At 68.3% G+C, this 12,812-nt stretch carries 13 protein-coding genes; 5 read left to right on the forward strand and 8 right to left on the reverse strand.

Going from position 1 to position 12,812, the window contains the following annotated elements; genetic code table 11:
* Positions 1–67: 67 nt before the first annotated feature.
* Positions 68–1,645, reverse strand: a complete 1,578-nt coding sequence (locus HV783_RS23830; protein ID WP_064528746.1) for an ABC transporter substrate-binding protein — start codon at positions 1,643–1,645, stop codon at positions 68–70.
* 71 nt (positions 1,646–1,716) lie between these two features.
* A complete protein-coding gene (locus HV783_RS23835) occupies positions 1,717–2,460 on the reverse strand; it encodes an aspartate/glutamate racemase family protein (RefSeq protein WP_054419807.1) in 744 nt (247 codons plus the stop codon).
* 248 nt (positions 2,461–2,708) lie between these two features.
* On the opposite strand from HV783_RS23835, the gene HV783_RS23840 reads away from it, so the two are divergent.
* The gene (locus HV783_RS23840; protein ID WP_054501281.1) at positions 2,709–3,428 is read left to right on the forward strand and encodes a GntR family transcriptional regulator; all 720 of its coding nucleotides are present in this window, start codon (positions 2,709–2,711) and stop codon (positions 3,426–3,428) included.
* Between the two features lie 142 nt (positions 3,429–3,570).
* Here HV783_RS23840 and HV783_RS23845 read toward each other — a convergent pair whose 3' ends face one another.
* Positions 3,571–3,861 carry a DUF3579 domain-containing protein gene (locus HV783_RS23845; RefSeq protein ID WP_006388526.1) on the reverse strand — a complete coding sequence of 97 codons (291 nt, stop codon included), beginning with the start codon at positions 3,859–3,861 and terminating at the stop codon, positions 3,571–3,573.
* Positions 3,862–4,009: 148 nt separating this feature from the next.
* On the opposite strand from HV783_RS23845, the gene HV783_RS23850 reads away from it, so the two are divergent.
* Positions 4,010–5,191 carry an aspartate aminotransferase family protein gene (locus tag HV783_RS23850; RefSeq protein WP_175190000.1) on the forward strand — a complete coding sequence of 394 codons (1,182 nt, stop codon included), beginning with the start codon at positions 4,010–4,012 and terminating at the stop codon, positions 5,189–5,191.
* Between the two features lie 56 nt (positions 5,192–5,247).
* Positions 5,248–6,189: an ornithine carbamoyltransferase gene (gene argF / locus HV783_RS23855; RefSeq protein ID WP_026382721.1), complete on the forward strand. Its 942-nt coding sequence runs from the start codon at positions 5,248–5,250 to the stop codon at positions 6,187–6,189.
* Between the two features lie 66 nt (positions 6,190–6,255).
* On the opposite strand, the gene HV783_RS23860 is transcribed toward argF, so the two are convergent.
* The 5 genes from HV783_RS23860 to HV783_RS23880 are packed head-to-tail and all read right to left on the reverse strand — an operon-like array spanning position 6,256 to position 10,157.
* Positions 6,256–7,143, reverse strand: a complete 888-nt coding sequence (locus HV783_RS23860) for an alpha/beta fold hydrolase (protein WP_081273677.1) — start codon at positions 7,141–7,143, stop codon at positions 6,256–6,258.
* Between the two features lie 23 nt (positions 7,144–7,166).
* Complete coding sequence (locus tag HV783_RS23865) at positions 7,167–7,730, reverse strand: DUF4286 family protein (RefSeq protein WP_116793241.1); 564 nt, start codon at positions 7,728–7,730, stop codon at positions 7,167–7,169.
* Positions 7,731–7,742: 12 nt separating this feature from the next.
* Complete coding sequence (locus HV783_RS23870) at positions 7,743–8,273, reverse strand: carboxymuconolactone decarboxylase family protein (protein WP_054501284.1); 531 nt, start codon at positions 8,271–8,273, stop codon at positions 7,743–7,745.
* Positions 8,274–8,275: 2 nt separating this feature from the next.
* On the reverse strand, positions 8,276–9,232 hold the full coding sequence (locus HV783_RS23875) for a Bug family tripartite tricarboxylate transporter substrate binding protein (protein WP_175190001.1): 957 nt from the start codon (positions 9,230–9,232) through the stop codon (positions 8,276–8,278).
* 58 nt (positions 9,233–9,290) lie between these two features.
* Positions 9,291–10,157: an amidohydrolase family protein gene (locus HV783_RS23880; protein ID WP_175190002.1), complete on the reverse strand. Its 867-nt coding sequence runs from the start codon at positions 10,155–10,157 to the stop codon at positions 9,291–9,293.
* Positions 10,158–10,259: 102 nt separating this feature from the next.
* Here HV783_RS23880 and HV783_RS23885 point away from each other — a divergent pair, with 102 nt between their 5' ends.
* Both HV783_RS23885 and argG read left to right on the forward strand, forming a co-directional pair.
* Positions 10,260–11,231 (forward strand): LysR substrate-binding domain-containing protein, encoded by a 972-nt coding sequence (locus tag HV783_RS23885; RefSeq protein ID WP_054501287.1) that lies wholly within the window; start codon positions 10,260–10,262, stop codon positions 11,229–11,231.
* Positions 11,232–11,300: 69 nt separating this feature from the next.
* Entirely contained in the window at positions 11,301–12,641 is a 1,341-nt protein-coding gene (gene argG / locus HV783_RS23890) for an argininosuccinate synthase (protein WP_006388517.1), read from the forward strand.
* The last annotated feature ends 171 nt before the right edge of the window (positions 12,642–12,812 follow it).

Consider the following 12,812-nt stretch of genomic DNA (forward strand, 5'->3'; position numbering starts at 1 on the left):
TTGGGGGGCATCTCGACATTCCAAGCCAGGAGCGCCGCGGCCGATGCAGGACGCGGCGCCTTGCCCATCACTTCATGCGCACCGTCCACAGCCGCGCCTTGTTGTCGGGCATCTGCAGCACGTCGCCGACGTTGGCGCCCACCGCCCAGGCCATGGGCTGCTGGTGCAGCGGCAGGAAGCGCACATCGTCGTGCAGGGTCTGCAGGATGTCGCTCATCATCTGCACGCGCTTGGGGCGGTCCATCTCGGCGGCGGCGGCGTCGATGCGCGCGTCCAGCGCCGGATCGCCCCACTGCCCCCAGTTGAAGACCCCGGCCGGGCCGGTGCGGCTGTGCATCACCTGCAGCAGGATCGACAGCGCGTCGATCTGCGGCTCGTTGGCCCAACCGTGGATGGTGATGTCGAACTCGCCACGCGAGCGCTTGGGGTTCTGCAGCGAACGCGGACCGCTGGCCAGCGAAGCCTTCACGCCGATGCGCGCCCACATTGAGGCGGCGGCCTGGCACAGTTCCTCTTCGTTGACGAACATGTCGTTCGAGCACAGCAGCGACAACGTGAAGCCGTCGGGGTAGCCGGCCTCGGCCAGCAGCTTCTTGGCGCGGGCGGCATCGAATGGCAGGCGTTCCTCCTGCCGGGCGTCATAGCCCGGGATCGACGGCGCCACCAGCGCGCCGGTGGTGCGCGACAGCCCGCGCATCACGCGCTTTTGCAGAAGCTCGGGCGACAGCGCCATGTACAGCGCCTGGCGCACGCGCAGGTCCTTGAGCGGGTTCTTGTCGGTGATGTTGGAGCCGACCAGCTTGTCGCCCAGGTTGAAGCCGAAATACAGCGTGCGCAGCTCGGTCGCGGCCAGCACCTTGACGTTGGGCGCGGCGCGCAGGCGGTCCAGGTCCTGCAGCGGCGCGTTCTCGGTGAAGTTGATGTCGCCCGACAGCAGCGCCGCCACCCGCGTCGGCGCCGAGGCGATCGGCGTGAACTCGATGCGGTCCAGGTTGTGGCGCGGCTTGTCCCACCAGTCCGGATTCACCACCAGCACGGTGCGGGTGTCGGGCCGGTACGACTCTACCTTGAAGGGGCCGGTGCCATTGGCGTGGTGGGTGGCGTAGCCCTCGATCTTCTTGGCCGCGTCGGTGGGCTTCAGGCTGTTGTTGTCCACCAGCCACTGGCGGTTGAAGATGAAGATGTTGGTCAGGTCGTTGAGCATCAGCGGGTACGGATGCGTCATCTCGATGTCGACGGTGTAGTCATCCACCTTGCGCGCCGCCTTGAAGGCCGGCAGGTTGCCCTTGAGCGGCGAGGCGTCGTCGGACACGCGGGTCATGGACGCCACCACGTCGTCGGCCGAGAACGGCGCGCCGTTGTGGAACTTGACGCCGCGGCGCAGGTGGAAGCGCAGCACCGTCGGCGACGGCGACTCCCACGACTCGGCCAGCGCCGGCGTGATGTTGAACTTGTCGTCGTAGCGGATCAGCGCTTCGTACACGTGGTTCAGGAACGCCAGGTTGAAGGTGCTGCCGTAGGAATACGGATCGAGCGAATCCAGATCGCGGGCGGCGCCCCACTTCAGGGTGTTGGCGGCGGATGCCCCGGTGATGGCCGATAGCGCGATCACGGCCCCGGCGGTCCACTTCAGCAGCGTCTTCATGATGGCAATGCTCCCTTGGAGGTGGGTATGGAATACGTCTGGAGGCCGGCGCGGACGGCCGGCGGCGGTAATCAGTGGCCGGCGGTCTGGCGCTGGGCGCGCTCGAGCGTGGCCAGCGCCAGCACCTGCGACAGGGCGGCGCGATAGGAATCGATCACGGGCACGGCGGGCAGGCGCGGCAGGCTGGGCAGGAAACCCGCCAGCGCGGCGCCGGCCACGATGACCACGTCGGCGCCCTGGGCGACCGCGTCGTCCAGCGCCTGGCCCACGGCGGCGATGGTCGCGGGCGAGCGCGTGACGTAGTCGAGCGCATTGCCCGGCAGCGCCAGCAGGCCGGCGCAGCGCGACTCCAGCCCGAGCTGGCGGATCTGCTCGCGCAGCATGCCCGGCCACAGCCGCCCCACCGTCACGATGGCGTAGCGGTCGCCACGCTGCAGGGCGGTCAGGATGGCGGCCTCGGCCATGCCGGCCACCGGCATGCGCAGGCGCTCGCGCACCGCGCCGATGCCGGGTTCGCCGAAACAGGCCAGCAGGCAGGCGTCGAATGGCTCGCCAGCGGCCTCGGCCTGGGTGGCCTCGCGCTCGGCGGTTTCGCAGACGGCGTGGGCCGACACCGCGGCCTGCGCCCGGCTGGCGATATAGGCGGGCCCGAACGGCACCGTCACGGCATGCACCCGGGCCGCGTCGCCAAAAAAGGCGCGCGCCTGCTCGGCGAGGCTGGCGGTCAGGTCGGCGGTGGTGTTGCCATTGATCACCAGCAGGCGGCTGGGCGTGACGGCCAGGCGGTCGGGAAGGACGGCGGGTGCTGCGGACATGAATCGGACCCCTGATGGTTTGTATACAAATCCACCCTTACAAAACCCACGGATCCCTGAATTTTGTATAAATGTTTGTATACGATTTATGCCGACAATGTACGCCATTGGTCTGACGCTTCAAGCTATCGCTAACCCTTAGCGGCTGATGGTGTATGCTGTTTCACACCTAGAAAAGTGCGCACCGGCGCGGTTCCGCCGGCAGATTCCCCCCACCGGAACGCGTACGCATCGGAGATCCACACCAGATGACGGCCCCCATTGCCGACGCGGCGGAGCCCGCACGGAAAGACGTAAACCGCACGGAAATCGTATACAAAAACTTGCGGCAGGCGATCATCGAGCAGGCCTTGCTGCCGGGCGACAAATTGCCCGAGGACGTCATCGGCGAGCGTTTCGGCGTCAGCCGCACCATCGTGCGCGGCGTGCTGACGCGCCTGTTCAGCGAGGGGCTGGTCGACCTGCGTCCCAATCGCGGCGCGGCGGTGGCGCGCCCCAGCCTGGAAGAAGCCCACGACATCTTCGAGGCGCGCCGCTGCCTCGAACGCGACGTGGCGCGCCGGCTGGTGCAGCACGTCACCGAGGCCGGCTTGGCGCGGCTGGAACAGCACGTGGCGCAGGAAGAAGCCGCGCGCGCGCGCAACAGCGTCAACGAGTCGATCCGCCTGTCCGGCGAATTCCACATCCTGATGGCCGAGTTGTCGGGCAATGCGGTCTACGCCCGCTACGTCAACGAGATCGTGTCGCGCTGCTCGTTGATCCTGGCGCTTTACGGCCGGCCGCATTCGAGCGAATGCGCGGTCAGCGAGCACCGCGAAATCGTCGCCGGCCTGCGCGCGCGCGACGAAAAGCACGTGCTGCACCTGCTGGGACATCACCTGGAGTCGGTCACGGCGCGCGCGCTGCTCAGTCCGGACGGCGCGGGCGTGCGCGACATCCGCAAGATCCTCGACCGCTACGGCACCTAGGGGGACCGCGGCGCGGCGGCCCGCGGGCGGGCGCGGCGCGCGGGTAGGAGACGACCCGCCCCCGGCGAATGGGGCGTGGCCTGACGTGGCAAGCCTGAAATGGAAAAGCGCCCGGTTCGGGCGCTTTGTGGTTTCGGCAAGCCTAGATTTCGCGTTCTTCCGTCTTGAGGTGGTTGTCGCGGGCGAAATCCACCACGAACTTGTACGCCAGCGGTTCGAGATCGCGCAAGCGCTGGTCGACCACGATGCCGCGCACGCCGTCGATCACGACGGGAAGCACGTAGGGCGAATAGGTGAGGTGGTTACCCGCACAGCCGGCGGGCCGGAACTGTGCCATTACGCCGGCGAGCCGTTCCGCCCAATCGCTGGGGCGAAAGCGGCTACCGCTTTCGGTAACGCCATGAATTACGAATTGTCTGACGCGAGTTGCCATGGATTCTTCACTACGGGACGCCCTTCACTGGGCCGGATCTTCGGCGTGATCAAACATGCGCCCCGCGCCGCGAATTGTATATGATTGATCCTTTGCCCTGTCCCGAAAGGCGCTCCGCCCAGGGAAAAAATGCCCAGGAGGACCCGTCATGACCTCGCCTCTGGCCAATATCTACGCCCGGCTGCCGGTCTCGTTCACGCACGGCCAGGGGGTCTGGCTGTGGGACGCGCAGGGCCGCAAGTACCTGGACGCGCTGGCGGGCATCGGCGTCTCCTGTCTGGGCCACGCCCATCCCCGGCTGGTCGCGGCCATCAGCGAGCAGGCCGCGCGCGTCATCCACACCTCCAATATCTACGAAGTCCCGCAGCAGACCGAGCTGGCCGCGCGCCTGGCGGCGCTGTCCGGCATGCGCGACGTGGTCTTCAACAACAGCGGCTCCGAGGCCAACGAGGCCGCCATCAAGCTGGCGCGCTACTACGCCTACCAGCGCGGCAACAGCCACGCCCACATCATCACCATGGATTCGTCCTGGCACGGGCGTACCCTGGCCACGCTGGCGGCCACCGGTAGCGACAAGGCGCGCAAGGGCTTCGAGCCCCTGCCCTCCGGCTTCATCCAGGTGCCGTACAACGACGCCGCCGCGATCCGCGCCGCCGGCGACGCCGAGCCGCGCGTGGCCGCCGTGCTGCTCGAAGCCCTGCAGGGCGAAGGCGGCATCCGTCCCTCCGATGCCGCCTTCCTGCGAGAGGTACGACAACTGTGCACCGAGCGCGGCTGGCTGCTGATGATCGACGAGGTCCAGTCGGGCATCGGCCGCACCGGCAAATGGTTCGCCCACCAGTGGGCCGACATCGTGCCGGACGTCATGACCCTGGCCAAGGGCCTGGCCGGCGGCGTGCCGATCGGCGCGATGCTGGCGGCCGGCCCCGCGGCGGGCGTGTTCACCCCCGGCAGCCACGGCACCACCTTCGGCGGCGGCCCGCTGGTCTGCGCGGCCGGCCTGGCGGTGCTGGACGCGCTGAAATCGGAAAACCTGCTGGACAACGCGCACAGCGTCGGCGGCCACCTGAAGGCGCGGCTGGCGCAGGAACTGGCCGGCCTGCCCGGCGTGGCGGATGTGCGCGGGCGCGGCCTGATGCTGGGCATCGAGCTGGCCCGTCCCTGTGGCGTGCTGGCGCTGCGCGCCCTGGAAGCGGGCCTGTTGATCAACGTCACCCGCGACCGCGTCATCCGCCTGCTGCCGCCCCTGGTCCTGTCGCGCGCCGAAGCCGACCGGATCGTAGACATCCTGGCGCCGCTGATTCGACAGTTCCTGGCCGAACATCCATAATCAACCTCCCGCCCGGGCCACGAGCCCGTCCGGGCCCAATGACCTGCGACATCACCATGACTCCTCCCACGACTCAAAACGGCCCCTTGCGGCACTTTCTGCAGTTCAAGGACTTCTCGTCCGCCGAGATCGCCTACGTGCTGGACCGCGCGCGGCTGATCAAGGAAAAATTCAAGCGTTACGAACCCCACATGCCGCTGCACGACCGCACGCTGGCGATGGTGTTCGAAAAAGCCAGCACCCGTACCCGCGTCTCGTTCGAGGCCGGCATGTACCAGATGGGCGGCTCGGTCATCAACCTGACCTCCAACGATTCCCAACTGGGCCGCTCCGAGCCCATCGAGGACACCGCGCGCGTCATCTCGCGCATGGTCGACATCGTCATGATCCGCACGTTCGAGCAGACCCGCATCGAGCGCTTCGCCTCGCACTCGCGCGTGCCCGTGATCAACGGCCTGACCAACGAATTCCACCCCTGCCAGATCCTGGCGGACATCTTCACCTACATCGAGCACCGCGGCCCCATCGCCGGCAAGACGGTCGCCTGGGTCGGCGACGCCAACAACATGGCCTACACCTGGCTGCAGGCCGCCGAGATGCTGGGCTTCACGCTGCACGTGTCGACCCCGGCCGGCTACGAGCTCGAAGCCGCCCGCATCGGTTCGCCGTCCGACAAGGTGCTGCGCCAGTTCAAGGACCCGATGCAGGCCTGCCAGGGCGCGCACCTGGTCACCACCGACGTCTGGACCAGCATGGGCTACGAGGCCGAGAACGAAGAGCGCCGCGCCGCCTTCGCCGACTGGTGCGTGGACGCCGAGATGATGGCCGCCGCCGATCCCCAGGCCGTGTTCATGCACTGCCTGCCCGCCCATCGCGGCGAGGAAGTCACCGGCGAAGTCATCGACGGCCCGCAGAGCGTGGTCTGGGATGAGGCCGAGAACCGCCTGCACGTGCAGAAGGCGCTGATGGAGTTCCTGCTGCTGGGCCAGCTCAAGTAAGCAGCGCGCCCATGAAAAAAGCAGCCCCGTGGGGCTGCTTTTTTTTATCCGCGCCAGGCGCGGCATTCAGGGCTTGAGCGACTTTTCCCAGCGCACGATGGCGTCGACCACCGCCTGCGGCGCTTCCGGCACCAGCGCGTGGCCGGCGCCCGGGATCACCACCACCGACACGCGCTCGCCGAATTCGTCGCGGATCTCGTTGCGGGTCGATTCCGGCTTGAACAGGTCGGCGCCCGCCTGCAGATCGAGCAGCGGTTTGCTGCCGCCCGACCACCAGTCCGACTGGCGCGTGGCCTTGCCGGCCAGGCGCTGGCTTTCGCTGACCTGGGGGTACCAGCCGTTGAGCCAGACGCTGGCGTCATGGCCCGGCGCGAAGAACGCGTACTGGATGGACTTGAGGCGTTCGGCGTCGGGCAGCGACAGGTCGGCGCTGCGGTCGACGTGCTCGCTCAGGCCGGCGGGATACTTCTTGGCCGCCGCCGCCACGATCACCACGCCGCGCACCAGGTCGGGATGGTCCACGCCCGTGGTGCGCGCCACCCAGTTGCCGAACGCGTGCCCGATCATCACCACCGGCTGCTTGGCGACATCGCGGATCACCGCCGCCATGTCGTTGCCGAAGTCATGCAGCGTGATGTCCTTCATCGGTCCGCTGCTGCCGCCGATGCCGCGCGGCTCGGGCCGCAGCACACGGTAACCGGCCTGCGCCAGCCGCGCCGCGAGGTCGTCGAAATCCTCCTGGCCACGACCGCGCGACGGCAACAGCACCAGGGCCGGGCCCTGGCCCTGCACCAGCACTTCGATGCGGGCGCCGTTGCCCGGCAGCACCGTGACCCGCTCGACCTTGTCGGCCGCCGCTGCCGCGGCAGGCGTCGGCGCGGCCTGCGCGGCCAGCGACAGCCCGGCCGCGCTCAACGCGCCCCACAGCACAACCCTCGCCCATCGTTTGCTCATCGTTGTCTCCTCGTTCTTCTGTGTCAAAGAATCTTCTGGAACATGGTGCGGCGCGTGTTGCGGAACGACGGCCGCACCCGGCTGCTCCAGTCGGTGGCGCGCACCGCCAGCCACGGCGGGCTGCCGAAGGTCTCGCGCGTCTCCAGGTCATAGCAGGCCAGATAGCGCGGCCCCTGGTCGCGGCATTCATAGCGCTGCGCGCGCACGGTGCCGGGCACCGAGGCCAGCCCTGGCAGGTGTTCCTGGTCGTACCAGGCATTCAGGTCCGCCTCGGCCTCGGGCAGCACGTCGGTCTCGACGATGTAGTGCCAGGGCGCATCCGAGCCGGCCGAAGCGCCGGCCAGGTCCAGGGTCAGGTGCAGCACGCGCGCCTGCGCCCCGGGGAACAGTTCGGCCAGGCGCGCCTGCACTTCCGGCTGGCGACCGGCGTCGCCGTCGACATATACATAGGTCTCGTCCTCCTCGACCGCGGCGAAAGCGCGCAGCCGCACGCCGTCCAGGCCCTCGGTCAGGCGTTGCGCCATGTCGGCCGCGCGCGCCGCGTCGAAACGCTCGCCCAGCGACACCAGCAATACCGTCTTGTCCATGCAAAGCTCCTATCAGTGCCCGACGCGCAGCGCCACCAGGAAGCGCGACACCATGTTGTAGGCGGCTACCGTCGCGGCCAGTTCGACCAGCTCCTGATCGTTGTAGCGCGAACGCAGCGGCGCGAACAGCGCGTCCGGCACCTCGATGTCGCGGGTCATGGCGTCGGTCAGGGCCAGCACGTCGGCCTCGCCCGCCGCCAGCCCCTGCACCGCGTCCGCTTGCGGGCCGCCGCGCAACTGGTCGACCACCGCCTGCGGCATGCCCGCCGCCAGCGCGTGCGGCACGTGCGCGTCGAACTCGTACGGCGCGTTGTTCAGGGTCGCCACGCGCAGGATGATCAGTTCGCGCACCCGTGGCGACAGCGAGGTGTTCAGGCGGATCGCGGTCAGCATCGCCTCCCAGCCCTGCACCACGGCGGGGCTGTTCAGCAGCACCTGGTACAGCGGCGAGATGCGGCCGCGCGCGGCCGCGATGCGCGCTTCCATTTCGGCCAGGGCCGGGCGCGTGCCCGGCACGACCGGCGAGACTCGACAATCGCTCATGCTCACTCCGGACGGATGTTCTTGCGCTGGATCAGCGAACCCCACTTCTCGCGGTCGGCCGCGATCAGCGCCGCCAGTTCCTGCGGCGAGCTGGGCGCGGCCTGGGCGCCGAACTTCTCCAGCTTGGCGCGCACCGCCTCGTTGCCCAGCGCGGCGCGCAGGGCCTGGTTCAGTTTCTCGACCGTGGCCGGCGGCGTGGCCGCGGGCGCGACGATGCCATACCAGTTGTTCGATTCGACGCCGGCGATGCCCTGCTCGGCCAGCGTCTTGACGTCGGGCAGCAGCGGATGACGGGTCGGCGCGGCGATGCCCAGCGCCTTGAGCTTGCCGCTCTGGATGTGGCCGATCAGGCCCGGCACGTCGCCGAAGAAGCCGTTCACCTGGTTGCCCAGCACGTCGTTGATCACGGGCGCGGCGCCCTTGTAGGGCACGTGCAGCACCTTGGCCTTGCTGGCGTCGGCGAACATTTCCAGCGTCAGGTGCGGGATGCTGCCGATGCCCGACGAGCCGATCGCCACGGACTGCGAGGCCGCCTGCGAGCGCTTGACGAAATCGGCCGCGTCGGTGGCCGGGTTGGCCGGGTTCACCACGAACACGGTGGCGTTGTTGACCACGCGCGAGACCGGCGCGAAATCGCGCACCGGGTCATACGGCAGGTCCTTGTACAGGGCCGGGCTGATGGACACCGCGCCGACGCTGGTCAGGAACAGCACCGAGCCATCGGCCGGCGCCTTGGCGACGTAGGCCGCGGCGATGTTGCCGTTGGCGCCCGCCTTGTTCTCGACGATGACCGACTGCTTGAGCTCCTTGCCCAGTTGTTCGGCCAGCACCCGGCCGACCAGGTCCACCGGGCCGCTCGGCGGGAAGGCAATGATCAGGCGCACCGGGCCATCGGCATGCGCCGCGGGCGCCAGGCTGGCCAGGCCGAGCAGGCCGGCGAATAGGAATTTCTTGAACATGGATTGTCTCCTCGGGATATCGTGTTTTCTTGTTGCCCGAAATCGGGCGATGGCGCGGCTACGGGAAGCCGTAGAGACGCGCCGGGTTGTCCACCAGAACCTGCCGGCGCGTTTCCGCGTCCGGGCAGGCCAGGAAAAAAGCGTCGGCCAGCTCGCCGTCGTCGGGCATGTCGCCCGCCACGTTCGGATGCGGCCAGTCGGTGCCCCACAGCGTACGCTCGGGCAGCGCGTCCACCAGGGCGCGCACGAAAGGAATGCCTTCGGCAAAGGGACGCTTGCCCGAGGCGATGCGGTCGATGCCCGACACCTTGACCCAGGCGAGCGGCTCGCGCGCCAGGTCCAGCAGCGCGCGGAACGCCGGCGCGTCCAAGCCGTCGGCGGCCTTGACGCGGCCCATGTGGTCGATCACGAACGGCACCGGCAGCGCCCGCAGGCGCGGCAGCAGCTCGGGCAGCATGGCGCCATCCAGGTGCAGGCAGACGTGCCAGCCCAACGGCGCGATCAGCCCGATGACGTGGTCGAACACGGCCGGATCGGGCGCGCCGCCCAGGTGCGGCACAAAATTGAAGCGCGCGCCGCGCACGCCGCCATCATGCAGCCGGCGCACGCTGGCCGGCGTGGCGTCCGCCCCCAGCAGCGCCACGCCGCGATAGCGGCCCTGGCTTTGCGCCAGCGCGTCGAGCAAGGCGGCGTGGTCGCCGCCATGGCAATTGGCCTGCACCACCACCGCGCGCTGCACGCCCAGGTGCGCGTGCAGCGCCGCCATCCTGGCGTAGGGCGCGTCGGGCGGCGTGTAGGAACGTCCTTCGGCATAGGGAAACCGGTCAGCCGGACCGAACACGTGGCAATGCGTGTCGCAGGCCCCGGCCGGCAGCGCGTGGCGGGGACGGGAAGGCGTGGCAAGCGGAGGACGGCAGTCAGGCACGGCGGGATCCAGCGGGGAAAACGTCATCCTCGCGGATTGCGGCCTGCCGAACAATGCTATATCTTTGATTTCAGATATAGAAAATATAAATATCAAATCGCCATGGACCTCAAGCAGATCGAATACTTCGTGCGCGTCGCCGAGCGCCGCAGCTTCTCGCGCGCCGCCGAAATGCTCGACGTGGCCCAACCGACGCTGAGCCGCCAGGTGCGCCTGCTGGAACTGGAGCTGGGCCAGCACCTGCTCTACCGCAACGGCCGCGGCGCCGAACCGACCGAGGCCGGTCTGCGCTTTCTGGAACATGCCCGCGCCCTGCTGGCCCTGGCCGACCGCGCCAAGCAGGACCTGCAGACCCTGCGCGAAACGCCGACGGGCAAAGTGGTGGTGGGCTTGCCGCCACGCATCGCGCGGGTCCTCACGCCGCCCCTGGTGCAGGCTTTCCGCCGCCGTTTTCCCGACGCCTCGATCGCCGTGGCCGAAGGCCTGAGCGCGCAGATGCGCGAATGGCTGCTGGCCGGCCGCGTCGATCTGGCGCTGCTGTACGACCCGGCGCCGTCGCCGCAACTGGGCTATGAATCGCTGTTCCGGGAGAACCTGGTGCTGGTGGCCGCGGCCAACCATCAGCCGCCGCTGCCCGCGCGCGTCGCGGTGGCCGGGCTGGGCGCCTATCCGCTGGTGCTGCCCAGCCTGCCCAACGCCATCCGCACCCTGGTCGAGAGCATTTGTCGCGCCCAGGGCGTGCGCCTGCAGGTGGCGGCCGAGGTCGATGCGGTGCAGACCATCGTCGAACTGGCGGCGCAGGGCGACGCCTACGCCATCCTGCCGCGTTCGGCCGCGCGCGGGCCGGCGGCCGAACACGCGCTATCGCTCAGCGAAATCGTCGCGCCCGGCATCACCAACAATCTGGTGCTGGCGAGCGCCCGCCACCGCCCCGCCACCCGGCTGGCCACGGCCACCGGCGAGCTGATCCGCCAGTTGAACCTGGCGGCCCTGTTCGAGCCCGCCGCCCCCTCCGCCCGGAGCGCCGGCCGCCCCCCTGCCCGGCCCCCGGCCCGGACCGCCCAAACGCGTTAAAATGGCGGACAGATTTCTTGTTTGGCGGCTCGTTGCTGTCAAAGTCCCGTTGGCGTCTCACCTCAAACAATGACCACTATCCTCCCGAACCTTCCCACCGGCCAGAAGGTCGGCATCGCCTTTTCCGGCGGCCTCGACACCAGCGCCGCGCTGCTCTGGATGCGCAACAACGGCGCCATCCCCTACGCCTACACCGCGAACCTGGGCCAGCCCGACGAATCCGACTACGACGAGATCCCGCGCAAGGCCATGGCCTACGGCGCCGAGAACGCCCGCCTGATCGACTGCCGCGCGCAGCTCGTGGCCGAAGGCATCGCCGCCCTGCAGGCCGGCGCCTTCCACATCTCGACCGCCGGCATCACCTACTTCAACACCACGCCCATCGGCCGCGCCGTCACCGGCACCATGCTGGTGGCCGCCATGAAGGAAGACAACGTCAACATCTGGGGCGACGGCAGCACCTTCAAGGGCAACGACATCGAGCGCTTCTACCGCTACGGCCTGCTGACCAACCCGGACCTGAAGATCTACAAGCCCTGGCTCGACCAGCAGTTCATCGACCAGCTCGGCGGCCGCTCGGAAATGTCCGAGTACATGCGCCAGGCCGGCTTCGACTACAAGATGTCGGCGGAAAAGGCCTACTCCACCGACTCCAACCTGCTCGGCGCCACCCACGAAGCCAAGGACCTGGAACACCTGAACTCCGGCATCCGCATCGTCAAGCCCATCATGGGCGTGGCGTTCTGGCGCGATGACGTCGCCGTCAAGGCCGAGGAAGTCACCGTCCGCTTCGAGGAAGGCCAGCCGGTCGCCCTGAATGGCGTGGAATACAGCGACCCGGTCGAGCTGATGCTCGAAGCCAACCGCATCGGCGGCCGCCACGGCCTGGGCATGAGCGACCAGATCGAAAACCGCATCATCGAAGCCAAGAGCCGCGGCATCTACGAAGCCCCGGGCCTGGCCCTGCTGTTCATCGCCTACGAGCGCCTGGTCACCGGCATCCACAACGAAGACACCATCGAGCAGTACCGCGAAAGCGGCCGCAAGCTCGGCCGCCTGCTGTACCAGGGCCGCTGGTTCGACCCGCAAGCCATCATGCTGCGCGAAACCGCCCAGCGCTGGGTCGCCCGCGCCATCACCGGCGAAGTCACCATCGAACTGCGCCGCGGCAACGACTACTCGCTGCTCAACACCGAATCGCCCAACCTGACCTACGCTCCCGAGCGCCTGTCGATGGAAAAGGTCGAGAACGCCCCCTTCACCCCCGCCGACCGCATCGGCCAGCTGACCATGCGCAACCTCGACATCGTCGACACCCGCGCCAAGCTGTTCACCTACACGAAGACCGGCCTGCTCTCCGCCTCCGGCACCTCGCTGCCGCAACTGAAGGACGAGGCCAAGAAGAAGTAATACTTCTTCCCGCCCAACAAAAAGCCCCTCGGCAACACCGAGGGGCTTTTTTATTACGCATGACCCGTCCTGAATTTGGTTGACACCTTTTTGAGAGAAAAAAGGAGAGTCAATTGGAATCAAGGATCAAGCGAACCCAGCGGGATTACAGCCTGGCTTTTAAACTGTCGG

It is taken from the genome of Achromobacter dolens (assembly GCF_902859745.1).
GTDB lineage: Bacteria > Pseudomonadota > Gammaproteobacteria > Burkholderiales > Burkholderiaceae_B > Achromobacter > Achromobacter dolens.